The organism is Gemella haemolysans, from assembly GCF_901873445.1.
In the GTDB taxonomy this organism is placed as follows: domain Bacteria; phylum Bacillota; class Bacilli; order Staphylococcales; family Gemellaceae; genus Gemella; species Gemella haemolysans_C.
In genome coordinates this window covers 17499-41642 of the sequence record NZ_CABFLN010000008.1, presented here as the reverse complement: position 1 = coordinate 41642, position 24144 = coordinate 17499, and the positions used below count along the sequence as shown (strand labels likewise).

At 29.8% G+C, this 24144-nt stretch carries 21 protein-coding genes and 1 other annotated feature; of the genes, 3 read left to right on the top strand and 18 right to left on the bottom strand.

The features are described 5' to 3' along the window. Window positions 1–45: 45 nt before the first annotated feature. Both JX287_RS01400 and arsS read left to right on the top strand, forming a co-directional pair. On the top strand, window positions 46–384 hold the full coding sequence (locus JX287_RS01400; RefSeq protein WP_048802266.1) for an arsenosugar biosynthesis-associated peroxidase-like protein: 339 nt from the start codon (window positions 46–48) through the stop codon (window positions 382–384). 7 nt (window positions 385–391) lie between these two features. Continuing rightward, window positions 392–1336 (top strand): arsenosugar biosynthesis radical SAM (seleno)protein ArsS, encoded by a 945-nt coding sequence (arsS, locus tag JX287_RS01395; RefSeq protein WP_204641449.1) that lies wholly within the window; start codon window positions 392–394, stop codon window positions 1334–1336. Between the two features lie 164 nt (window positions 1337–1500). Here arsS and JX287_RS08880 read toward each other — a convergent pair whose 3' ends face one another. From JX287_RS08880 to JX287_RS01365, 6 genes are all read right to left on the bottom strand, one after another. Then, complete coding sequence (locus tag JX287_RS08880) at window positions 1501–1725, bottom strand: hypothetical protein (protein ID WP_239650302.1); 225 nt, start codon at window positions 1723–1725, stop codon at window positions 1501–1503. Window positions 1726–1917: 192 nt separating this feature from the next. Then, a complete protein-coding gene (secD, locus tag JX287_RS01385) occupies window positions 1918–4212 on the bottom strand; it encodes a protein translocase subunit SecD (protein ID WP_204641448.1) in 2295 nt (764 codons plus the stop codon). Between the two features lie 137 nt (window positions 4213–4349). Next, a complete protein-coding gene (locus JX287_RS01380) occupies window positions 4350–5183 on the bottom strand; it encodes a Cof-type HAD-IIB family hydrolase (RefSeq protein WP_204641447.1) in 834 nt (277 codons plus the stop codon). Next, window positions 5183–5617 (bottom strand): GtrA family protein, encoded by a 435-nt coding sequence (locus JX287_RS01375; protein ID WP_204641446.1) that lies wholly within the window; start codon window positions 5615–5617, stop codon window positions 5183–5185. The genes JX287_RS01380 and JX287_RS01375 overlap by 1 nt, the downstream gene beginning before the upstream one ends. Window positions 5618–5802: 185 nt before the next feature. Beyond that, window positions 5803–7368 (bottom strand): peptide chain release factor 3, encoded by a 1566-nt coding sequence (locus JX287_RS01370; RefSeq protein WP_204641445.1) that lies wholly within the window; start codon window positions 7366–7368, stop codon window positions 5803–5805. 20 nt (window positions 7369–7388) lie between these two features. Further along, on the bottom strand, window positions 7389–8885 hold the full coding sequence (locus JX287_RS01365) for a UDP-N-acetylmuramoyl-L-alanyl-D-glutamate--2,6-diaminopimelate ligase (RefSeq protein WP_204641444.1): 1497 nt from the start codon (window positions 8883–8885) through the stop codon (window positions 7389–7391). Between the two features lie 236 nt (window positions 8886–9121). On the opposite strand from JX287_RS01365, the gene JX287_RS01360 reads away from it, so the two are divergent. Continuing rightward, window positions 9122–10285, top strand: coding sequence for a class I SAM-dependent methyltransferase (locus tag JX287_RS01360; protein ID WP_204641443.1), 1164 nt, complete (start codon window positions 9122–9124; stop codon window positions 10283–10285). Between the two features lie 52 nt (window positions 10286–10337). Here JX287_RS01360 and brnQ read toward each other — a convergent pair whose 3' ends face one another. The 12 genes from brnQ to JX287_RS01300 form a co-directional block, all read right to left on the bottom strand. Next, on the bottom strand, window positions 10338–11669 hold the full coding sequence (gene brnQ, locus JX287_RS01355; protein WP_204641442.1) for a branched-chain amino acid transport system II carrier protein: 1332 nt from the start codon (window positions 11667–11669) through the stop codon (window positions 10338–10340). Between the two features lie 330 nt (window positions 11670–11999). Then, a complete protein-coding gene (locus JX287_RS01350; protein WP_204641441.1) occupies window positions 12000–13301 on the bottom strand; it encodes an NCS2 family permease in 1302 nt (433 codons plus the stop codon). A 313-nt stretch (window positions 13302–13614) separates the two neighbouring features. After that, entirely contained in the window at window positions 13615–13884 is a 270-nt protein-coding gene (locus JX287_RS01345; protein WP_204641440.1) for a hypothetical protein, read from the bottom strand. 164 nt (window positions 13885–14048) lie between these two features. After that, window positions 14049–14768: an amino acid ABC transporter ATP-binding protein gene (locus tag JX287_RS01340; RefSeq protein WP_204641439.1), complete on the bottom strand. Its 720-nt coding sequence runs from the start codon at window positions 14766–14768 to the stop codon at window positions 14049–14051. Window positions 14769–14777: 9 nt separating this feature from the next. Further along, complete coding sequence (locus JX287_RS01335; protein WP_204641438.1) at window positions 14778–15419, bottom strand: amino acid ABC transporter permease; 642 nt, start codon at window positions 15417–15419, stop codon at window positions 14778–14780. A 19-nt stretch (window positions 15420–15438) separates the two neighbouring features. Further along, on the bottom strand, window positions 15439–16260 hold the full coding sequence (locus JX287_RS01330) for a transporter substrate-binding domain-containing protein (RefSeq protein ID WP_204641437.1): 822 nt from the start codon (window positions 16258–16260) through the stop codon (window positions 15439–15441). 204 nt (window positions 16261–16464) lie between these two features. Further along, window positions 16465–16660 (bottom strand) — a binding site (T-box leader). Between the two features lie 106 nt (window positions 16661–16766). Further along, window positions 16767–18191, bottom strand: a complete 1425-nt coding sequence (locus tag JX287_RS01325) for a leucyl aminopeptidase (protein WP_204641436.1) — start codon at window positions 18189–18191, stop codon at window positions 16767–16769. Between the two features lie 31 nt (window positions 18192–18222). Continuing rightward, complete coding sequence (locus tag JX287_RS01320; protein WP_204641435.1) at window positions 18223–19623, bottom strand: protoporphyrinogen/coproporphyrinogen oxidase; 1401 nt, start codon at window positions 19621–19623, stop codon at window positions 18223–18225. Window positions 19624–19634: 11 nt separating this feature from the next. Beyond that, the gene (locus JX287_RS01315) at window positions 19635–20873 is read right to left on the bottom strand and encodes an ABC transporter permease (RefSeq protein ID WP_204641434.1); all 1239 of its coding nucleotides are present in this window, start codon (window positions 20871–20873) and stop codon (window positions 19635–19637) included. Continuing rightward, window positions 20866–21609: an ABC transporter ATP-binding protein gene (locus JX287_RS01310; protein ID WP_204641433.1), complete on the bottom strand. Its 744-nt coding sequence runs from the start codon at window positions 21607–21609 to the stop codon at window positions 20866–20868. Before JX287_RS01310 ends, JX287_RS01315 begins: the two co-directional genes overlap by 8 nt. Beyond that, a complete protein-coding gene (gene coaE / locus JX287_RS01305; protein ID WP_239650301.1) occupies window positions 21584–22198 on the bottom strand; it encodes a dephospho-CoA kinase in 615 nt (204 codons plus the stop codon). Before coaE ends, JX287_RS01310 begins: the two co-directional genes overlap by 26 nt. 149 nt (window positions 22199–22347) lie before the next feature. Continuing rightward, on the bottom strand, window positions 22348–23790 hold the full coding sequence (locus JX287_RS01300) for an amino acid permease (RefSeq protein ID WP_204641431.1): 1443 nt from the start codon (window positions 23788–23790) through the stop codon (window positions 22348–22350). Between the last annotated feature and the right edge of the window lie 354 nt (window positions 23791–24144).

Here is a 24144-nt window from a genome sequence, read left to right as displayed (position 1 = left end):
AACTTATAATTAACTTATATACAAATTTTAGAGGAGAGAATAAATATGGCAGAATATTTTAAAAAGAAACATTTAATAGAATTTGGTGAAGGGAAATTTGGTGAAGATGCACCTGAACATTGGAAAAACTTCATGAATTACTACGGTAATGTAATGGCTGAAGGTGAATTAACAACTCGAGAAAAAGCTCTTATTGCTCTTGCTGTAGCTCATGCTGAAGCATGTCCTTATTGTATAGATGCATATACTAGTACATGTCTTGAAGAAGGATGCGACCAAGATCAAATCGCAGAAGCTATTCATGTTGCTGCTGCAATGAAAGCTGGTATTACCTTAGTGCACGGTCTTCAAAGTAAAGAACTATCAGATAAATTAACAAACTAAATTTATTATGACTGAATTAAATATACCCAAATTTTTTGATCAAGTAGAGGAAAAACAGTACTTATTAACCGAAGAATTTCCAGAAGTAATGCAAATTAATGTAGGTAGCTTATGTAATATTACATGTAGTCACTGTCATGTTGATGGTGGACCTACAAGAAAAAATAACATGGTTCGAGAAACTTTTGAACAAATAATCGAAGCATTCAAGGTTGGTAAGTATAAAACAATGGATATCACTGGCGGAGCTCCTGAGATGAACCCTAATTTCAGATGGTTTATAAAAGAAATCTCACAATATGCAAAAACTATAATTGTAAGAACAAACCTAATCATCCTTGATGTTCCAGCTTATAGAGATATACCAGAATTATACCGTGACTTGAAAGTTCAAGTAGTAGCCTCATTGCCCTACTACAACGAAAAAGTTGTCGCTAAACAACGTGGTAAAGGTGTTTTTCCAAAGTCAATAGAAGTACTGAGAAGACTTAATGAACTAGGTTACGGTAAAGAAGAAGATCTAGTATTAAACCTAGTTTATAATCCAAATGGAGCGTTTTTACCTCCTAAACAAGAAGCACTAGAAAAAACTTATAAGAAAAAACTATATGACAATTTCGAAATTGTCTTTAATAACTTATTCGCAATAACAAATAATCCAATCGGTAGATTCTCTGAATTTCTTCATAGAGAAGATCTTTACGAAGGATATATGAATAAACTATATAAAGCATATAATCCTGCAACACTACCAGGGCTAATGTGTAGAAACATGATTTCTGTTGGTCCAGATGGATCTTTATATGATTGCGACTTTAATTATATTGAAAAACTAAAAATCTCTGGAGAAATCAACCATGTGAGTCAGCTTGTAGATAATCATACCGGTGTACGTAGAATCGTTACAGGTATGCATTGTTACGGGTGTACAGCAGGAGCTGGTTCATCTTGAGGTGGAGAGACTTGCTAGCATAGGTTATGCTAATTAAATACGAAAAGAAGCCATGAACTTTGGCTTCTTATTTTTTTTATTAATGTATTAATAATGTTCCCGGCAACATCACTAATTCTATTATTACTTGTAAGTTTGAATAGCTCATTCATATCAGGCATTAGTTAATTATATTTTGAATATGATTCCAGAGCTTTATTAATCATTGGAGATACTAATCCTGCACCTTTACCTTGATTTAATTTTTCAAGTGCTTTATTTAAGATATCACCAACAAAAGAGGGAACTTGATTACTACCAATAATACTATTTATTGATTCTTTAATTTTATCATCTGATCCATTACTCCCTAAAGATAAAACATTATCTAATATATTTACACCTCTCAAGTTTAATAATATTATTCTATCAAATGAAACATAAATGTACTATATATTTGCTTCAAATTTATTATTATCAATAGACTTGCTCGATTTTCTCCATAATCTAAATTTACCAAAAAGCCAAAATAACACGGGGTTGGAATTTTTTCCATACCCCGTATTTATTATACAAACTCTTAATTTTAAGTCTTTATTTTTCTATACTAAAACTTTATCGTTTTCTTTTCTCTCTCTTGGAGATTGACGAACACTAACTTCAATTTTTCCTTTTTTGTTTAATTCACGTACTTTTAATACTGCCCATAGTTGAGCTGCGATAAATAGTGATGAATATAAACCAAAGACTAAACCGATAAGTAATGCTACGTTGAATGAGTAGATTGAACTACTTCCTAGTAATAACATAACTACTACTGTGATTATAACTGTTAATACCGTATTGATAGAACGAGTTAATGTTTGTCTTAGTGATACGTCTACAAGTTTATAAATTTGTTCTTTTGATTTTAATACTTTTTCATGACGCATATGTTCACGAATACGGTCAAATGTAACGATAGTATCGTTGATTGAGTAACCTACAATCGTTAATACCGCTGCAATGAATGTAATATCTACTTCTAGTCTTAATAAACTTGTTATGAAGATAATTATACATACGTCGTGTAGTAAGGCGATAACACTTGTAAGTCCCATACGCCATTCAAATCTGAATGCCACATAGATAATGATACCTATTGATGCATACATTAATGCGAATAATGCATTCTTAGCTAATTCTTTACCTATTACTGGAGATACAACACTTAGGTTCGCATCTTTTTCATATTTTTTAGCAAAGTATTCTTTTATTTCGATTGATTTTTCTTGTCCAAAACTCTCTTTAGAGTGAATTGTCGCTTGTTTTTTATCTGGTGATAAAACTATTTTTTCATCTTTTACTTTTAGATTGTTTAAATCTTCTTGAACTTTATCTACTGATAATTCAGTGTTAGCAGCTACGTCTATACGAGTACCACTAGAGAAGTCAATTCCTAGGTTAAGTTTATTCATTCCTAGAGAAATAGATCCTGCAATCATAATTGCAATGCTTAAAGCGAAGAATTTCTTCATGTGCTTAGTAAAGCTTAACCATTCAAATTTTGTGCTTAAGTTAAGTGAGTTAATACCAAACTTAGTTTCATGAATACTCTTCTTACTTACACCGAAGTACCCTGGGTGATTATTAAAGATATTAGAGTTTACTAATAAACTTAGTAATAATCTAGTACCAAATACCGCAGTTATAAAGCTGACAAGTATTGATAATAGTAACATTGTCGCGAAACCTTTAACACTACTTGTACCAAAGATGAATAGTACTACTGCAGCGATAACTGTTGTAAACTGCGAGTCGAAAATTGTCCATAATGATTGTTTAGCACCGTCTAAATATGCCTTTTTCAATGGATATCCAGCACGTACTTCTTCTTTAATTCTTTCGTACATGATGATATTGGCATCAACTGCCATACCAACCCCAAGAATCAGAGCTGCAATACCAGGAAGTGTTAACACCCCTGAAATCATATTGAAGAATACTACTGTGATATATACGTAAGCAACCATCATTACACTTGCTACAAATCCAGGTACACGATAAATAACTAACATGAATAAACAGATAATAGCTAATGCGATAGCACCTGCATATACCGTTTGATTTAATGCATCGGCACCGAATTGAGCACCTACTGAGTTAGAGTAAATTTCTGTTAATTTAACTGGTAATGCACCTGAGTTTAATAAAGCTGCCATTTCTTTAGCTTCTTTTACAGTAAAGTTACCAGTGATTTGAACATCTTTAGAGTTAATAGTTTGTGCTACTTGTGGTGCAGAAACATATTTAGGTTTCTCTTTAGAAGCCTCAGCTTTGAATGAGTCTCCTTCATTGAAATCCATCCAAATAACCATTAAGTTTTGCCCTTGACCTCGTTTACTGATTTCTGAAGTTATATTACCGAATTTATCAGCATCTTTTAACTTCAAGTTAACATCTGGCTTGTTGTTTTGATCAAATCCTTGAGAAGCTCCATTTTCTTGTAAATCAGATCCGTCTAAAAGAACTTTATCTTCAATATCACGAATAGTAAGGTTCGCTTGTGTTGACAGTACTTTACGAGCTGATTCTTGATCTTTAACACCTGCAAGTTCAACACGAATTCTATTTCCTGATTCAACAGTAATAACCGGCTCACTTACCCCAAGAATGTTAATACGTCTACTAATAGTATCTGCAGTTGCTTTTACAGCTGCTTCATCTATAGTTTGACCTTCTTTAAGAGGTTCTACTTGGTATAGTACCTCAAATCCTCCTTGAAGATCCAGTCCAAGATTTACTTTTTCTGCATTAGATTTTGAAGTTAATCCTATAGAAGTAAGGATAATAATTACTAATGACAGGAAAGCAATTATTCTACTGAACTTTTTCTTCTCATTTCTTCTTCCTCTCATGAAAGTTCTCCTTTATTTTATTTTTCATTGTACAATTTATAGTAATCAAATATAAAATTATTTATATGTAAATCGCTATATAGGTAATTAATACGCTACCTTCTAATTTATCAAATTTTCGCTAAGTTATCAAGTATTTATTTAATTTTTTTATAATAATCTTCTACATATTTAATGACAGAAAAATCATTATTATTTCCGATAACTTCATCACACATATTTTGAATTTCTTCTTTTGCATTATTTGGACAAACACTCCATCCTGCTACATCAAACATTTCTTTGTCGTTAAAATTGTCACCAAATACTACACAATCTTCAATCGGAGATTTGTAATATTCGGCTAATTTTTCAATTGCAGTACCTTTGTTACATCCTTTCGGCATGATATCAAAGAAATTAGTCGCTGAAAATGTTCCATCAACTTCTAACACTTCACTAACCTTGTTAAAGAAATCCACCACTTTATCATGATCTTTTGCAATCATCATAATTTTTTGGCAATCTTCATTGTTTTTCTTAAGCTCACCAATAATGTCTTCGTGAATATACATCGGTGTTTTTAATTCCTCTGGCATATTCGCTTCTATGCGTTTCATACGCGCCATGCTAAATGATAAATGTGTACAGTATATATAGTTTAACGTATAAACATGAAATTCTATCTCATCATCGTTTAATTCTTTAAACATACTGTATATCTTTTCTATTTCTTCTATTTTAAAGCTCTTTTGATATACTATCTCACCTGTTAATAGATTTCTAATTAAACTTCCATTGTTAGAAATAACTACATCGTTCATTCCTAAGTTGTGATAATAGTGTTTTACAGCAATATCAGGTCTTCCTGTGGCAATTATGAATTTACTTCCTTTATCTTGCAGTTTAACAATCACATCTTTCGCATTTGGTGCAACTTCTTTTTTATCATTCAAGAACGTTCCATCCATATCAGTAATAAACCATTTCATTAGTTATTTTTCTCCTTTGTGAAAACTAAAAATTTACTAATTACATAATTAGCAACAAGTACTACGAATTGAATAATAAATTTACTTAAATATGCATTCATTCCTAAGTAAATGAATAACTCAACTCCGAATACTTCTATAACAAGTGTAGATAGTCTAGCTGTAAAGAATTTTGTAAGTTCATATAGAACTTTCTTAAATCCAGCAGCTTTAGAGTTAAATACGTATTTAGCATTAACAAAATATGCGAATAAAATTGATAATGTTATAGATATTAAATTCGCTGGTCTAACTTCCATCCCATAGTAATACAAAATAAAGTATGTAACTACATTTACAAGTGTCGTACAAACTCCAAAAAATATGTAATTTGCTATACTTTTGTATTTAGGTTCTTTGTAAAGATCCAGCATTTTATTTATTAAATTTCTCATGCTATCCTCTTTATATTAAAATTTTGCCAACACTTAATTATATACCTATAAAGAATTTTTTTCAAATTTTTACATGTTAATTCATGTTAACTAAACCACAAATTTTCAACTTAATAAAATTGACATATATATAAGATCTATATCAAAAAAAGAGTATCTCATTTTTGGGAGACACTCTCTTTAATTTATAGTTTACTGAAAAGTTTCACTTCTGGATATTTATCGCTAAACCAGTTCATCGCGAAGTCATTCTCGAATAAGAATACATAGTTATCATATAAGTCTTTAACTAGAATACTTCTTGAACTTGACATGTTTTCATTGATTGAATCTTCATTTTCAATCCAGCGAGTAGTTTTTTGTCCAATACGTTCCATTATTACTTCTGTATTGTATTCATTTTTCATGCGATGCTCAAATACTTCAAATTGTAGTTGTCCTACTGCTCCTAAAATAATTTGGTTCGTATGTAACGTTTTATAGTATTGAATTGCTCCTTCTTGCACAAGTTGCTCTACACCTTTGTGGAAATGTTTTTGTTTCAGTACGTTTTTTGCTGAAACTTTTACGAAAATTTCCGGTGTAAATGAAGGAAGTGCTTCAAATTCAACTTTTTTATTTTGATATAAAGTATCTCCGATTTGATAATTTCCACTATCGTAAAGACCGATAATATCTCCCGCATAAGCTACATCAACTGTAGCCTTATCATCAGCCATAAAGTTAGTTGAACGAGAGATTTTTAGTTTTTTTCCTGTTCTTGCTAAGTTTACATCCATACCACGGTTGAATTCACCTGAACATACACGCAAGAATGCAATTCTATCGCGGTGTTTAGGGTCCATATTGGCTTGAATTTTGAAAATGAATCCTGAGAAATCCTCTCCTATTGGTTGGATATCTTCTTCATTTACTCCACGACGACCTTTTGGTGTTGGTGCGTTATCTACATAATAGTTTAAGAAACTTTCTACACCAAATGATGATAATGCTGATCCGAAGAATACCGGTGTTTGCTCACCTTTTAGTTGTTTTTCATAATCATAATCAACACCCGCTTCAGTAATAAGAATCATATCTTCTACACATTTTTGATACATAGTATCTTGAACAAGTGGATTATTATCTACAATATTATACTCTTCATCTAATTCTACAAAATCACTATCTTCATTGAACGGTTCAATAAAATGATTTTTTCTATCCATAATACCGAAGAAGTTTTGTCCCATACCTACTGGTAGGTTCATCGGATATGTTTCAATTTCTAATTTATCTTCAATCTCAGCTAATAATTCTAAAGGATCTTTAATTTCACGGTCAACTTTGTTGATAAACGTGAAAATCGGAATTCCACGCATACGACAAACTTTGAAAAGTTTTAATGTCTGCGCCTCAATCCCTTTCGCTCCATCGATTACCATCACTGCACTATCAACAGCCATAAGTGTACGATATGTGTCTTCTGAGAAATCTTCGTGCCCTGGAGTATCTAAGATATTAATAATTTTGTTATCATAGTCAAGTTGCATTACTGAAGATGTTACAGAGATACCACGTTGTTTCTCTATATCCATCCAGTCACTTTTTGCATATTTTCCTGTTTTCTTACCTTTTACCGTCCCAGCTTCACGAATTGCTCCACCGAATAAAAGTAATTTTTCAGTTAATGTAGTTTTACCAGCATCCGGGTGAGAGATAATGGCAAACGTTCTTCTTTTTTCTACTTGTTCTCTAATTTTTTCTACCACGTTATTTTCCTTTCAATTTTTTATTTTATATTAAATTTCTTTTTCGCTTCTTCTACAGCAACGATTGGATCTGAATGCCAAACTTTTTTACCACCTTGAAGAATTTCATAATCTTCACGCCCTTTTGAAGCTAAGATTACTACGTCTCCTGGTTCTGATAATTCAATTATGCGTTTAACCGCATCTGTTCTGAACCATACTTTTTCATAATTTTTATGAGTCATACCTTTTTCAATTGAACCCATAAGAACTTCTACATCTTCATCACGTGGACTATCTGTAGTAATAACAACATAATCTGCTTCTGAGATGATTTCTCCAATTAATGGTCCTTTTGAAATATCTCGTCCTCCACCCATTCCTGTTACTAGAAGGGTACGTTTTCCTTTTCTTATTTCTCTAGTTGCTTCTAATAATTTTTCATATCCATCTGGAGTATGTGCAAAGTCACTTATTATATCTATCGGTAGCTCATCACCTAAGATTTCCATTCTACCGTATAATGCTCCAAGCTTAGGTAAAATACCAACTAGCTGTTCTACACTACAACCTTTTAGCCACACAGCAATGAGAGCAGCAAGTACATTACTTACCATAAAATCTCCAATATAGTTAGTAGTACATTCAAAAATACCTTCCGGAGATTTTAGTGTAAAACTTGTTTTATAGATTTTATCTTCTTTATATTGTTTAATATTATATGCATAAAAATCCGCATTTTCATCTTTGATAGAGTAATTAATTTCTTGTTGATATAAGCATTTAGAAATAATTTTATAATAACTGTCATCTTTATTCAATACACCAAACTTCGCTTCTGATAGATTATTCCCTAATGTTGAGAATAATAAACTCTTATCATAGGCATAAGTTTGCATATCCCCATGGAAATCCAAATGCTCATGCGTTAGATTTGTAAATATAGCAACATCGATGTCAACATTATAAATACGCCCTAAAGCCATTGCGTGTGATGATGCTTCAAAGGCAAGATTTTTAATGTTTTCACGACGTAGCTCACCGATTTGATTATGTAATGTTACTACATCAGGAGTTGTATTACCAAAATAAAGCGGTTCATCATCATTTTTACCAAATCCATTTGTTCCAATATACGCACTACTTTCTCCTAGGTTACGCAGCATATTATGAACTAATGTAGATATACTCGTCTTACCATTTGTTCCAGTTACTGCAACTGTGTGAATATCAATACCCTCATTAATCTTTTTAGCTATCATACTAGCAATTTTTTCAATTTCATGCTCTCTAACAACAATAACAGCACAATTTTCTACATTATAATTTTCATAACGACTAGCTATTACTAATGCTGCCCCTTGCTCAATAACTTTTTCTATAAAGTTGTGACCATCTACAGTATAACCTTTAATAGCGACAAAAACATCCCCTTTTCCTATTTTTCGTGAATCTTGGGAAATGCTATTTACACTATTTGGTAATTTTCCATAAATAGTTTTTATTTTTATATTATCAATAATATCTAAAATATTCATACTATCTACCTTTTTCTTATTTTCTAACTACTAAATTATACCACGCATAGTAGTAATACTCAACCAACAACGGTAATAATTTACCTATTCTATTATCATTTATTATAATTACTACAAAATTCTTATGAAAATTTTAAATACGATACTAATTATCTCCACTCGTTATGTTGATAATTAATAAAATCTAGTGTAATATATATAAGAAATCATTATTAAAGAAACTTTAAGGAGCAACGATGGAACACGAAATTATTTCCGAAATATTAAGTCATATAGCCAATAGCAACATTAACAAAATAACTTTTTCAAATATTCGCAATAAAGAATTAGAACTTGATAAAGTCATTGGAAAATTAGTTAATATTAAAAACTGTATTAACTTACAATTAGAATATCGTTATAAAAGAATAATAAAACATACGAACCTTGTTACCACAGATTCTGAAAGTATCGAAAAAGTCATTACTGAACTTTTCGAATTAGCAAAAGACATAAATATAGTTACTATTGATGAAAATATAAATATTAAAGTATCTAAAAAATTCAAAATTAGCGTGAATAGAAAAAAAACAACTGCCAAAGTTGTCTCATTCGATCACAATAAGAAAAAAGAGTACTTCCTAGACGAAAAACAAAAATATGACTTTTTAATCGAACTAGGTATACAAAATAAAGATGGTAAAGTTGTTAAAAGTAAGTACAATAAATTTAAACAAATAAACAAATACCTTGAATTTATTAAACAAGCTACTACCCAATTAGATTCTAATAAACAGATTACAATCTTAGATTTTGGTAGTGGTAAGAGTTACTTAACTTTTTCTACCTATTACTATTTAACTGAAGTTTTAAAAATGAATGTTAAAATCATTGGAATAGATCTAAAAAAAGAGGTCATTGAACACTGTAATAATATTGCTAAGAAACTTAACTTTACCAACCTAAGTTTCATTTACGGTGATGTAATTGATTACGAGAATAAAGATGAGATAGATATGGTTATTAGTCTACATGCATGTAATACTGCAACGGATATAGCAATACTAAAAGCTCTTGGTTGGAAGGCGAAAGTATTCTTCGCTGTACCATGTTGTCAAAAAGAAGTTAACGGACAACTTAACTCTGATTTCCTTCCATTTATGCTAAAACATGGAATTGTTAAAGAAAAATTCTCTACACTTCTTACTGATTCCGTGCGTAGTGAAGTGCTAGAAGCGTTTGGATATAGATCTGACATAGTGGAGTTTATCTCAGCGGAAAATACACCTAAAAATCAACTTATTCGTGCTTATAAAGTATCGAATAACATTGATAAAGATAAAATAGTTAATCTTGAAAAATTCACTTCATCATTAAATGTGAAGATGTTCTTACTAGAGGAAGTAAATAAACTTATATAAAAATAAAGCATTGGCTCTTGAATTCGAGCTAATGCTTTTAATATTCTTAAAATTATAGTTCACTAAAATCGTAAACTTTTCCTTTTTGTCTATTTGGTAATACCGCTGCAATTACTAAGCAAACTACTGCAGGTACTAACCATTCTAAACTTTGTGCTGCTAATGGAAGTTTTGCGATTAAACCACTTAAAGACGCTACTTTGAATGTGCTTCCTACTACAGAAAGAATAGAGATTAATGTCACTACTGCCATAGTTAATTGCATTCCTAATTTTGATAAAGCAACATATTTGTTAACAATAACAATTAGTACTAATGCGATTGTGATTGGGTATAGGAATAATAGCATTGGTACTGAGAATTGAATAACACTTTGTAATCCTACGTTTGCAATAGAAAAACCTACAATTGTAAAGATAACAGCATAAACTTTGTATGAAAGTTGAGGGAGTTTTTCGTTAAAGAATTCTGAAGTTGCAACGATTAATCCTACTGTTGTAGTGAAACATGTAAGAATTACCATGATTCCTAAGAAGACACTTCCGTATGTTCCAAAAATTAAACGTGCTGATTCAGAAAGTACGTATGCACCTTTGTTAACTTTAGCATTAGCTAATACCTCTGCAGGAACTGCAAATTTGTTACCTAATAATCCTAATCCAACATATAAGATACTAAATCCAATTCCTGTTGCAATACCAGCAATCCAAACACTAGATAAGAATTCTTTTTTATCTTTGAATCCTAATTGTTTTAAAGCACTCATTGCAATGATACAGAACGCTACTGAAGCAAGGGCGTCAAGAGTGTTATAACCTTCGATAAATCCAGTACCAAATGCTAATCCGTTAGTTGCATATGTTTTAGCTGCTTCTCCTGTCGAATTAAATTTAGATACACCTAAGATTACTAAAATTACGATTAATAAAGCAAAAATAGGTGTTAAAATTTTACCTACACTGTTTAAAATTTTAGTTGGGTTTATCGCTAATAAAAACGCACATACAAAATAAATAACTGTAAAAATTAATAACCATGGTAAACTGCTTCCTGCTACAACTGGTGCTACTCCAATATCAAATGCTGTTGCTGCAGTTCTTGGAATCGCAAATAATGGTCCAATTGATAAGTAAAGTAGAACCAAATACGTAGTTGAGAATAATGGTGAAATTTTTTCATCCATTTCTGCCCCATAACCGTTTGGATTAAGTGCTCCAACGATAAGTGTAACGATTGCTATCCCTACTCCAGAAACAACGAACCCTAAAATTGCAGGCCAGAAATTTTCTCCTGCACTTACTCCTAATGCTGGTGGAAAGATTAAGTTTCCAGCACCAAAAAAGATACCAAATAATAACAATCCGGTTAATAAACCTTTTTTCATATTAAATATTTTCCTTTCTTAATTTATATAATATAACTATAATACTATATCTCTCGAAAAAAGGCAAACACTTTTTAAAAAATAATTAAGAATTTTTTAATTCTATTCAAAATTATCAGAAAACAATTACAATATAAAAGAAAACGAATTCGCAGTTACTGTAACACTATAATTACATATCCTTATTCTAGAAAACTTAATACTTTACTCTTTTTTACATATCAAAACATTTTATTATAAATTTATAACTATAGTACATAATAATACCCTTTTTACTGAAAAAAAGTAAAAAGGGTATATATTTATTAATATTAAATTTATTGTTCGCTATTATACATGTAACCAAAGTAATTGTATTACGAATAATATCGCAAAGACATGCATTAGTGGATGGATATCTTTCCATTGTCTTTTTGATAGTTTTAATACTACATAGAAGATAAATCCGAATGCAATTCCATCGTTAATTGAACCTGTTAGAGGAATACCGACTATTGTTACAAACGCTGGGAATGCTTCTGTAATATCAGACCAATCTATTTTTGCAATACTTTCCATCATAAATGATCCAATAATGATTAATGCTGGTGAAGTAATTGCTGGAACTGATGCTAAGCTACTTGCTAATGGGAATAAAAAGATTGATATTACTACTAAGAAACTTGTTGTTAAGGCTGTTAAACCTGTACGTCCTCCATTTGCTACTCCAGCAGATGATTCAATATAAGCTGAAGTTGGAGTTGATCCGAATAATGATCCTGCTAATGATGCAAATGAGTCAGCTAATAAAGCTTCTTTTGCTTTTTCCATTTTTCCATTTTTTACTAACCCTGCTTGAGTAGTTACTGCTACCATTGTACCTGTAGTATCAAATAATGTAACCATTAGGAATGTAAAGACTATTCCATATAATCCTAATTGTAAGGCATTGATACTCTCACTAACTGGATTATAAAGTAAGCTTAAATCCATATGAGGAATACCAAAGACTTTTTCTACTTTTAACATTCCTGTAAAGTATGAAATAATAGCAACTACTGCCATTCCAATAAAAATAGCTCCTTTAACTTCTAAAGCTAATAGAACAAGAATTATAAAGATACCTAAAATTGTCATATAGGCTACAGGATTTTTTAAATCTCCTAGTGAAAGAATTGTATGAGGATTAGCTACAATAAGAGAAGAGTTTTTAAGTCCTAAAAACGCTATAAATAAACCAATTGCTGCTGAAATCCCGTATTTTAAATTATTAGGAATTGAATCGATTAAACTTTCGCGGAATTTTGTTGCTGATAATATTACGAAAATAACAGCACCTAAAAAACACGTTGCAAGTAAAGTTTTATAGTTATAACCTGATGTAGCAGCTAATGTAGCGAAATATGAGTTAATCCCCATACCTGGAGCAACTACTATCGGATAGTTTGCTGCTAACGCCATAATTAAAGTACCAACTAAAACCGCGATTATTGTTGCTGTAAATACCCTATCTAATGGAACACCTGCTGCTGATAGTACAGCCGGGTTTACTACTAAAATATAACTCATTGAGAAAAAAGTGATTAAACCAGAAACTACTTCAGTTCTAGCATCTGTTTTATTTTCTCTTAGTTTAAAAAGACGTTCTAACATATATAGAAAATTCTCCTTAGTTTTTATTAATGCCTAAGCACATTAATAATAATATACGTTTCTATTATAAAAGTCAAGAGTTTTTATTTTAAAAGTTCATATTTTAAAGATTTTTAAAGAATCTACAAACAATAATTAACGGAATTCAAAACAATTAATATACATTAATAAAGTTGACATAATTAAATTCATTAAAAACCGAACTTTTAAGTTTTATTACTCCATTAAGATACGTATTTAAATAGAAAATTCTCTAAATCATATGTTTAACTAGCTTTATAGTTTATCATAATGATTTAAAGAATTTTTGATATTATTCTTTATCCTCAGGAATAACTCCTATTAATTTAAGTAAACTCTCCCATTCAAAAAGCATCTGTAAAGCATATAGCATTAAGAACAAATAGACCATTTTTGTAATTTGAAAGTCATGATAATCAAAAAAGAAAAATCTTAAAAAAATAACGAATATTAACGAGACAGAACATATTTTAAAATGTTTATCTCTTTTTATTTTCACATTAAACAAAATATGAAATATGAGAATTAGACTCCAACTTGCAAAACTTTCTAATATACTCATAATTTATCCTCCTTATAAAAATAATCCACCTACTTCTATAATTTCTACCTACATTATACCATATAGTTAACATAAAATAAAACGTTTTCATTATACTTCTGCATGTATAATGAAAAAAAATATCACTAAGAAACATTATATATTTCTTAGTGATACGCTCTTTATTATAATATTTTTGAGAAGAATTCTTTAGTTCTTTCTTCTTTTGGATTATCGAAGATTTCTGATGGAGTTCCTTCTTCTAATACTACTCCTCCATCCATAAATATTACTTTATCAGCTACTTCTTTTGCAAAGTTCATCTCGTGAGTAACTATTAACATAGTTAATCCTTCTTCAGATAATTCTTTAATAACATCTAGTACTTCTTTTACCATTTCTGGATCTAGCGCACTAGTAGGTTCATCAAATAGTAATACTTCTGGTGAGTTAGCTAAGGCACGAGCGATTGCAACACGTTGTTTTTGTCCACCTGAAAGGCTGTTTGGATAAACATCTTTTTTATCTTCAAGTCCAACTCTTTTTAATAATTCTACTGCTTTTTTCTCAATATTTTCAGTAGTGTCATCTCCAAAAGTTTTTGGAGCAAGTGTAATATTTTCTAGTACACTCATATTTGGGAATAGGTTAAAGTTTTGGAATACCATTCCTACTTTTTTTCTATATTTATTAATATTTTGTTTAGCAATATCTTTCCCATTGTATAAAATCTGTCCACTTGTAGGAATTTCTAATAAGTTCACACAACGCAATGCTGTACTTTTTCCACTTCCACTTGAACCTAGAATTACGATTTTCTCCCCTTTTTCAACGTTGATATTTACACCTTTTAATACTTCTAATTTTCCGAATTTCTTATGTAAATCTTTTATTTGTAATAACAATTTTTTCACCTACTTCGTTAATTTTTTCTCTAAACGTTTTACTAATAATGATAATATTGATGTAATAATAAAGTATATTGCTGCAGCTACTAAGTATGGTCCAAATGTTTGGTAAGTTGCATTTTTTACAGTGTTCGCTGTAAACATAATATCTGCTACACCTACGAAGTAAACTATTGAAGATTCTTTTACTAGTGAAATAAACTCATTACCTAAGGCTGGTAAACTATTTTTTAATGCCTGTGGTAAAATGATTAATTTCATAGTTTGGAAGTAACTAAGCCCTAAAGAACGGCCTGCTTCCATTTGACCTTTATCAATTGCAAGTATCCCAGATCGGAATATTTCACTAACATATGCCCCTGAGTTAATTGAAAGTGCAATTATCGCTGACATAAATGGTGTAAATGAAATCCCGACTTCAGGTAATGCAAAGTAGATAATCATAATTTGCACTAAAATTGGAGTGTTTCTAATTACTTCTACATAAATTGCTGCTATTATATTAAGTACTTTAAATGTACTAATTTTTGCTAAACATATTAAAATTCCAAGTATTAATCCTACTAGTAAAGCTATAAGTGAAACTTTTAAAGTTGTTACCGTAGCTTCTAAATACGTTGTATAATAATTTGGGAGAAAATCAAACATTCTATTTTATACCTCTCTTTTATTCACTTTGTGCAGCAACTTTAGCATATTTATCAAGTTCTTTTTCAAATGCTTTTTGTTCTTGAATTTCTTTAATTACTGCATTAACTTTTTCTAATAATTCTTTATTGCTATCGCCTTGTCCTTTTTTGAATGCTATTGCCATACCCGTTGCTTCTGGATCATTTTCTGCAGTGAATGTACTAATTTTGATATCTGTGTATTTATTCATAGCGATTTTAGCAACATCATCTGGTATTAATACTACATCAATTTTTTTATTTTTTAAATCTTGTAGTAAGCTTGGCACGTCAGTTAAAGCTTGGATATTTTTCTCATCCATTTTTAGTTGTTCTTTAGCGTAAGTTTCATAAGTTGAACCTTTTTGAACACCGATTTTTTTATTTTTTAAGTCATCTACTGATTTAATTTCTTCGCTGTCTTTATTTACTACAAAAATACCTTTACTTGTGTAATAAACATCTGAGAAGTCAACAGCTTTTTTTCTTTCCTCAGTTGGATTAACTCCAGAAATTACCATATCAACTTTATTAGCATTTAAAGCCGCAATTAAAGAATCGAATGCCATTTCTTGAATTTCAACTTGAACTCCTAGCTTTTTAGCAACTTGCTCTGCTAAATAGATATCTGCACCTACAACTTTTTTGTTACCATTTTCTGTAGTTAGAAACTCATATGGTGGATAGTCTGGTGATACTCCTAAAACAATTTTACCTTTATCTTTAAGTTCTTGTGATTTTGTTTTTGTGCTGCTACTTGAGCATGCTGTTAATGTTACGACTGTGATAATTGATGTAATGAATAATAATAATTTTTTCATTGTCCTGTCTCCTTATGTTTTAAATTTTAAAAAAGAATAATTATAAATAAAAAATCCCTTTGCCACTAGTAAACCTAGCTACAAAGAGACGAAATTTCGCGGTGCCACTCTTTTTGGTATACTTAATAATAGAAATACAGTCCATGGTCTGTGTAACTTCACGAGATAAATAAAAAAGTCTTTTTATAATTTCCTAAGAAACTATAAAAAGACGAAATCAATTCCGCGTTGCCACTTTTCTTGGTATTTAGTATACCCACTCAATCTCTTTAAGGCAGAGTTACCAATTATTTAATAATTGCCTAAAAAGTGCGTTCATCTAGAAAAATTACTAACCTCACACCAACGTTAGCTCGCTAAAAATTTTTTACCAAATTACTATTCTTTTCTAAGGTTTTGTTTTATTGTTAACTATTTTACACCTTTAATATTTTCTTGTCAAGTAAAAATTTGAATTTTTAATATTTTTTCTAATTTTTATCTATATCTTCTTTTGATGTAACTTATTATTTATTTAATAAATTATATAATGTTTTAACATGAACTCCTGTAGCACCTTTTGGAAGATATTTTTCACCTTTTGATAGATATGCTGTTCCTGCAATATCTAGGTGAATCCATGGAACATTATTCGCTACGAAATTCTCAATAAATAATCCCGCAGTTATAGTTCCCCCAAGTCTCCCACCTGTATTTTTGACATCAGCTACTGATGATTTGTTCAATCTTCTAAAACTATTATCCACTGGCATTTGCCATACTCTTTCTCCTGCTTGCTTAGCCGCTTCGCTCAGTTCATTATAAAATTCTTGGTTGTTTGTCACAGCTCCAGTATAAAACTCTCCTAATGCAACTAAACATGCTCCAGTAAGTGTTGCTAAATCAATAACTTTATTAACTTTTAGTTTTTCTGTAGCATAGTAAACCGAATCTGCAAGAGTAATACGTCCTTCAGCATCAGTATTTGCCACTTCTACTGTTTTTCCTGATAAAGTTGAAATGACATCACCTGGTTTATATGAACCACCAGCAATCATGTTTTCACAAGCACCTACAAGAGCAATAACATTTGTTTTTAATTTTCTTGTAGCAATTAGTTTCATTGTGCCAATAACTGTTCCAGCTCCACCCATATCACAATGCATTATGTCCATACTATTGGCTGTTTGTTTAATTGAATAACCACCTGTATCATAAGTCACACCTTTACCTACTAGTCCGACTACTTCACTTTCTTCTGGATTATTTAAGTACTTCATAACAATAAATCTTGGTTTCCTATCAGATGCACGTCCTACAGCTAATAAGCCTTTTAATCCTAATTCTTCACATTGCTTTTCATCATAAACTTCAACTTCTGCACCTAAAGCAGATAATTCTTTACTAGCTATATTAGCAAGTGTTTCTGGATATAAATACTCCGCTCTTTCATTTACTAAATCACGAGCAAAAAATACACCACTTATAATATCAAAAGCTTCGTTAACTACATCTTCAATATTATCTAGTTTTTCCTCTGTTGCTAAGTTAATGGTAATTTCTGGAAAGTCTTTTCTATCTGATTTATACTTATCAAATTTGTAAGTAGCGTGCAATGCTCCTTCTACTGCAGCATTCACTATATTTTGAGTTGGGATATTTTCTAGTTTTGGTAAAGTAATTTGAGCTTCAAACTCTTTGTGTTTTGCTAATACTTTAACTAGCTTAAAGAATAATTCACGAACTTTATCCTCTTCTAACTCATTTCTTTTTCCTAATCCTATTAATATTTCTTTTTCTCCGTTATATGGTAAATTCACATATATTTCATTAAACTTTCCTAGAAATAATTCTTTTGATTTTGTGTATTCTAAAAGTTTGCTGTCATAATTTTCATTTTCAAATATTGGTGATACTTTTACACCTTCTAGTTTGTTTGTGTTAAATTTCATTTTTTTATCCTCGTACTTGGTACGTCCCTTCTTATCTTATATTTTCTAGAATTTCTTTTGCTATTTCTTTGGCTTCTAGCACTGTATTTTCTAATGTTGTCCCTTTTTTTGATTTACCTATTATAAAAACATTAGGATATTGTTTTTTCATATACTCATCAAACTCATTAATTCTTTTATTATATTCTCTACAGCAAAAGCGATAATTATCTTTTATTCTACTAATATAATACTTATTAACATTTCCTACTACTCCATGTACTTTAATAATTTCTTTTTCAACAATTTCTTTAATCTCATCATCAGTTTTATCCATGAGTTTCATAACAGCTTCTTCTCTACTAATATAAGCTCTTACGATTTGAATACCACTCATTTTTATATCTATCCACTTATTACTTACGTATTCTAATTTTGTAACATACTCACTTTCGTTTTTCGGGAAAATTATTTCACCTATTTCACGATTAATATGTAGATCCTCTCTCTTATAAACTAGAGTTACAACTATATTCGATACATAATCCATATCTGAATAAAACTCAGAAATTTTTTCATCATCCTTAAACCACGGTAAAAAATTCTTTTGATTCAAGGTTAATACTATATAATCATAATAGTAAATACTACCATTTGAATGAACTAAATATTTATCCCCTCGTTTTTCAATTTTTTCAACTTTTCTATTTAACTCTAAAAATACTTTATCTGAGAAATTTGATTCTAGTGTTTCTATAAAAGATTTCAGAGTGAATTTTAATCGATAATCTGCTCCTACTGTAATATTATCAATAACATTTCTATTATACATTTCTTCAAGCACTTTATTAATATCTTCTTTTTGAATTGTTAAAAATGACAATTCTGGCATCAAACTTACCATACTTTGATTTGAAATATCGCTAGCATAGTAACTTGTTAACAATGGTTCTATTAGTTTATCATAGATTTTCTCATTAACAACAGCTCTAAAAAATTCTTCAACTGTTAATTCTTTAATGTCTTCATCTTCTAAGGTATTATACATATTATATAAGATAGATAATTTTTCTTTAAATGTGAATAAATCAGACATTAACAATTCTCTTTTGTCAAGTGGTAAACCATAAAGCATTTTTTCTGGTAAATATTTAATTCCTTCACTTGTAAAAAATACCTTTTTCGTTGCTCCACTCTTAATTAAATATCTATGTAAGCCAAGTTCTATCATTAGATAAAATAATACACCTTGTTCACTAATTGAATTATGCCATCCATTATCATAGATTTCTTGCCCAATTTGAAATTTTCCAAATCTGTCATTTGCAAATTCTAAATCTCTTTCAATTAGGTCAATATTAAACTTTTTTGAGTTTACTCCTGAAAACTTATCTAGAAAGTAAGCACAGCTAACTCCCGATAAATCCCCTCCTATAATTGCTATATTTTTCATGTTACATCCTTCTATTTAACTTTCTCAATAAAAATTTTAGATATTATGTTAGCTATAACTAATGAACCAACTATAACTACCATATTAACTCCACTGAAGCTAGTCAAAAATGCAGAAATCACAGTTAAAATAACCGTAGTTATAAAGATAACGATAGTTAACAACTTTTTATAACTTTTAATTTTTATATTTTCACTTATTGGTAAAATACTGTTCCAAATATTATTACTCATTTGTTTATATAACGGAACTAGCTGAATAATAGTTAAATAACTATATGAAATGATAGCTAATCCACTAACGTATGCATTTTTAAAACTAAAAATTACAAGCGCTGCTAATAACATTAATCTTAATGCTAGGTAAACTGTATTTTCTTGCCTTAAGAATACTCTGTAGTAATAATATTTAAAACTATATTCTCCTTTAAAATTATCTTTAGTTAATTTTGGTAGTAGCACATCAAAGTACTTTCTTCTTGCAACTTTTATCCCACTCAATGGTACATCAACAAACATATTTACAAATTTCAAATAGTTTTCCATACGGTGCTTATCATAGTCAGCCGCTTGATTCCAGTTCACGACATATTTTTCTTGATCTTTATCATTTACTTTACTTCCTGCATTTTTCATAATGTGTAAAGTAAATACCGCTAATACAATTATACTAATAAAATAAATAACACGAATAGCTGTGTTCTCAAAAAACACCTCTAGCAACTGGATAAAGATTACAATAAATAGTAGTAGTTTACTCCAAATCACTTCTTTGTAGTGAATAACTTGGAAATATTTTAATAAATTGTTCCATATTATTACTATTAATAACATAAAAATACTTAGTCTATCTATATTACCAATAAGATTAGTAATTGGCTTTGTAGCAAAATAGAAAATTATAATAGTAATTATATGAACTATTGTACTGTTTATTACAGTTTTCAACCCAACTTTTCTATAATATTTTTCTAATGGTAATAAAAATACTGCATCCGCTTCTTTAATATGAGTTTTTATTTTAGAACTTACTAAATAATAACTAAAGGCAACAGTTGCTGCTAAGTAAACTGAGTATAATTCCACTTTGCTTGCAATAGCAACCCATTTCGAATAATTTATAAGCACTGCTCCCAAAACTATAATAAGAAACATTATAAGGTGCGAATTAAAAATGTACTTACTATAGGTTAACTTTAACTCTTGCTCTTTCTTTTGTCTGTCATAAAAAATATTTTCAATATTACTCATTATTTCCTCGCACTGTTAGTGATAAATATATTTCATCTAAAGACGCACCTGCCATATTGAATTCGGCTCTTAGTTGTTCTAAATTACCATTTGCTAAAATTTTCCCTTCGTGAATTATTACAAAGTTATCACAATATTTTTCTGCTGTTGCAAGAATATGTGTAGACATAAGAATACTAGCTCCTTCTGCTCTTCTTTCACACATTAAGTTAATTAGGTCGTTTATTGCAATAGGATCTAATCCTAAAAATGGTTCATCAATTATATATAAATTTGGTTCTACTAAAAAAGCACAAATTATCATAACTTTTTGCTTCATACCTTTTGAAAAATGTACGGGAAAGAACTTTTTCTTATCTTTCAACTTAAATAAATCTAATAATTTTTCAGCTCTTTTCCAAGTATCCTCCATATTCAATCCATAAGCCATTGCTGTGAGATTAATATGTTCTTCTAATGTTAGCTCTTCATATAAGACTGGCGACTCTGGAATATAACTTATACTTTTTCTATATTTTTCATTATTCCTAGTAATTGTTATTCCATTGACTTTTATTTCACCTTCAATAGGTCTTAGTAAACCTAAAATATGTTTAATAGTTGTACTTTTACCTGCACCATTAAGACCAATTAATGCAGTTATACTACCTTTAGGTATTTGGATATTAATGTCTTCGATAATTTTTCTTCGATTATAACCTCCACCTAAATTACTTATTTCTAATACATTTGTCATTATTTATTATTCCCCTCTCTAACTCTTCTATTATCAAATCAATCTGTCTATATGTTTCTTCTTTAGTGTTACTATTATTAATTACATAGTTGCCAAGCTCTGATTTATCTTTTGAGCTCATTTGACTTTTTATTCTATTCATAGCCCCCTCTGAAGAAAGAGAATTTCGATTCATCAATCTATTTAATTGTATTTTTTCATCTACATGAACTACTATTATCTTTTCAACTAAATCTTCAAAGCCAGCTTCAAACAAGAGTGCTATATCTAAAAAAACTAATCGTTCATCTCTATGTATTTCTTGTAATTGTAAAATTTGTTTTCTTATATAAGGATGTACAATACTATTAAGTATTTTTAAATTCTCCTCATTGCCAAAGACTAATTTCCCTAGTTTTTCACGGCTTATCTCATTATTCTCAATAATCCTTAAACCAAAACGTTTCTCAAGTTTTTCTCTCACTTCATCATCAGTTAGTGCAGTATGACCTAATATATCAGCATCAATTATAGTATATCCTTTATCCCTCAGATAATTTGATACTGTACTTTTTCCACATGCTATACTTCCCGTAATTCCTATATTCACAATATCAACTCCATTAAGTTTCTTATGTACAATTTTATCATAAACCGTAATCATTTACCACATTTTACGAATCAATAAAAAATATAACACATAAAAATTACTCTCTCTATCTTTGTTTAATCCTTAGATAGAGAGAGTAAATATTAATATTATTTTTCTTTATATGGATGAATATCCATTTCCTCAAGTTTTACAAATTTTCGTTTTGTAACTACTTTAAATGTTAAATACATTAGTACACCAATCGCTGGACAAACTAAGTTGTACGACATTTTTACAAAACCACCAGTTGCATAATCTGAAACTAATTGAAGTAAAATTATTGTGGCAAATGATAGTAATGCAATGTAAGAACCTACAACTCCAGTTTTCGATGTATACGGTAATACTTCCTCAGCTTTTTTCCCTTGTTTAGCAATCGCTTTACGTAGACGAATTTGCGAAACTAATGATACCATCCAAATAATCATTACTATAATTCCTACCATTGATAATAACATGTAGTAACCACTTGGATTAAGTTTTTCAAATATGAAACAAAGAACCATAAATAATGCAGATACTGTTAAAGCAAATACAGGAATTGAATTACTATTCAATTTCTTAAATACTTTTGGTCCGTAATCATGTGAACTTAATGAGAATAATTGTCTACTTGAAACATACATACCTGAATTTGCTGCTGATAATACCGATGTAAGTATTACAGCATTCATAATTACAGCTGCTATTTCTAATCCAATATTTTGGAAAACAATAGTAAATGGTGATGCAGTAACATTGTTTGTGTCTAATAGTCTAGGATCATTTGCTGAAACGATCGAAGATATAATTAACATTGTAGCAATATAGAATATTAATATTCTCCAGAATACTTGTTTTACAGCTTTTGGCATTGTTTCTTTCGGATTAGGTGATTCACCAGCTGTAACTGCAACTACCTCTGTTCCTCCAAATGAGAAAGCCGCTGTAGATAAAACTCCAAATAAACCTAACGCTCCGGCACTACTTGTTTTTTCACCATTTTGGATGAATGTATGAATACCAGCTTCGCTATTTCCAGTAACTCCAAAAATGATTGCAGCTCCTACTATTAAGAATGCTATAACAGTCAATACTTTAATGATTGTTATCCAATATTCAACTTCACCAAAAACTTTAACACTTACTAAATTTAATAAATATAATAAAACTAAAAACACTATACATATAGAAAATGTTGAAAATTGTCTAAAGAATTCCCAATAATGTAATATCTTCGATAGTGTAATAATATCAACACTAGCTACTAATATCCATAGTATCCAAAACAACCAACCAACTCCAAATCCAACACCAGGATCTATAAAACGTGTAGCATAAGCTCCAAAAGAACCTGAAACTGGATAAAATGTTGCTAATTCTCCTATTGATGCCATTAAAAAGTAAATAATAACACCGATTAATGCATAAGTAAGAACTGCTCCATACGAACCTGCTTTACTAACAACTGCTCCACTTGCCATAAATAATCCTGTACCTATACATCCACCTATAGCAATCATACTAATATGGCGAGCTTGTAACTTTCTTTCCATTTTTGAATCTGTCATTTTCTTCATCCTTTCTTAAAATTATATTATAAGTATATAAATATAGATTATACTAGAAGATTTGTATTTTGTAAATAATTTTCTGAAATTTTATTGTTATTTTTGAAAAATTTCAGAAAGCATTTCTAATTAACTTCATTTAATTGATAATGTATATCATTTAATGAAATTTTATTTTATATTCTAGAATATAATATTTTTGTTAAAATGGTTACAGTTTATATCGCCAATTTTCACAATAATTCAATTTATTTTTAAAAAAGTATTTTATTATAATCATTATTATATCAAAAGTTAAAGCATTTACAGATTTTCACTTTAGCTATATAATTCTTTGTAGAAAGTATTATTCTA

Coding starts and splice junctions, on each gene's coding strand:
- JX287_RS01335 (WP_204641438.1), bottom strand. CDS start 15,419: ATGTTTGATTTTCTCCCAAATTATTATACAACGTATTTAGAAGCTACG.
- JX287_RS01325 (WP_204641436.1), bottom strand. CDS start 18,191: ATGAAATTTAACACAAACAAACTAGAAGGTGTAAAAGTATCACCAATA.
- JX287_RS01310 (WP_204641433.1), bottom strand. CDS start 21,609: ATGACAAATGTATTAGAAATAAGTAATTTAGGTGGAGGTTATAATCGA.
- JX287_RS01320 (WP_204641435.1), bottom strand. CDS start 19,623: ATGAAAAATATAGCAATTATAGGAGGGGATTTATCGGGAGTTAGCTGT.
- JX287_RS01345 (WP_204641440.1), bottom strand. CDS start 13,884: ATGAGTATATTAGAAAGTTTTGCAAGTTGGAGTCTAATTCTCATATTT.
- secD (WP_204641448.1), bottom strand. CDS start 4,212: ATGAGAGGAAGAAGAAATGAGAAGAAAAAGTTCAGTAGAATAATTGCT.
- JX287_RS01350 (WP_204641441.1), bottom strand. CDS start 13,301: ATGTTAGAACGTCTTTTTAAACTAAGAGAAAATAAAACAGATGCTAGA.
- brnQ (WP_204641442.1), bottom strand. CDS start 11,669: ATGAAAAAAGGTTTATTAACCGGATTGTTATTATTTGGTATCTTTTTT.
- JX287_RS01360 (WP_204641443.1), top strand. CDS start 9,122: ATGGAACACGAAATTATTTCCGAAATATTAAGTCATATAGCCAATAGC.
- JX287_RS01380 (WP_204641447.1), bottom strand. CDS start 5,183: ATGAAATGGTTTATTACTGATATGGATGGAACGTTCTTGAATGATAAA.
- JX287_RS01365 (WP_204641444.1), bottom strand. CDS start 8,885: ATGAATATTTTAGATATTATTGATAATATAAAAATAAAAACTATTTAT.
- JX287_RS01400 (WP_048802266.1), top strand. CDS start 46: ATGGCAGAATATTTTAAAAAGAAACATTTAATAGAATTTGGTGAAGGG.
- JX287_RS01330 (WP_204641437.1), bottom strand. CDS start 16,260: ATGAAAAAATTATTATTATTCATTACATCAATTATCACAGTCGTAACA.
- JX287_RS01315 (WP_204641434.1), bottom strand. CDS start 20,873: ATGAGTAATATTGAAAATATTTTTTATGACAGACAAAAGAAAGAGCAA.
- JX287_RS01300 (WP_204641431.1), bottom strand. CDS start 23,790: ATGACAGATTCAAAAATGGAAAGAAAGTTACAAGCTCGCCATATTAGT.
- arsS (WP_204641449.1), top strand. CDS start 392: ATGACTGAATTAAATATACCCAAATTTTTTGATCAAGTAGAGGAAAAA.
- JX287_RS01375 (WP_204641446.1), bottom strand. CDS start 5,617: ATGAGAAATTTAATAAATAAAATGCTGGATCTTTACAAAGAACCTAAA.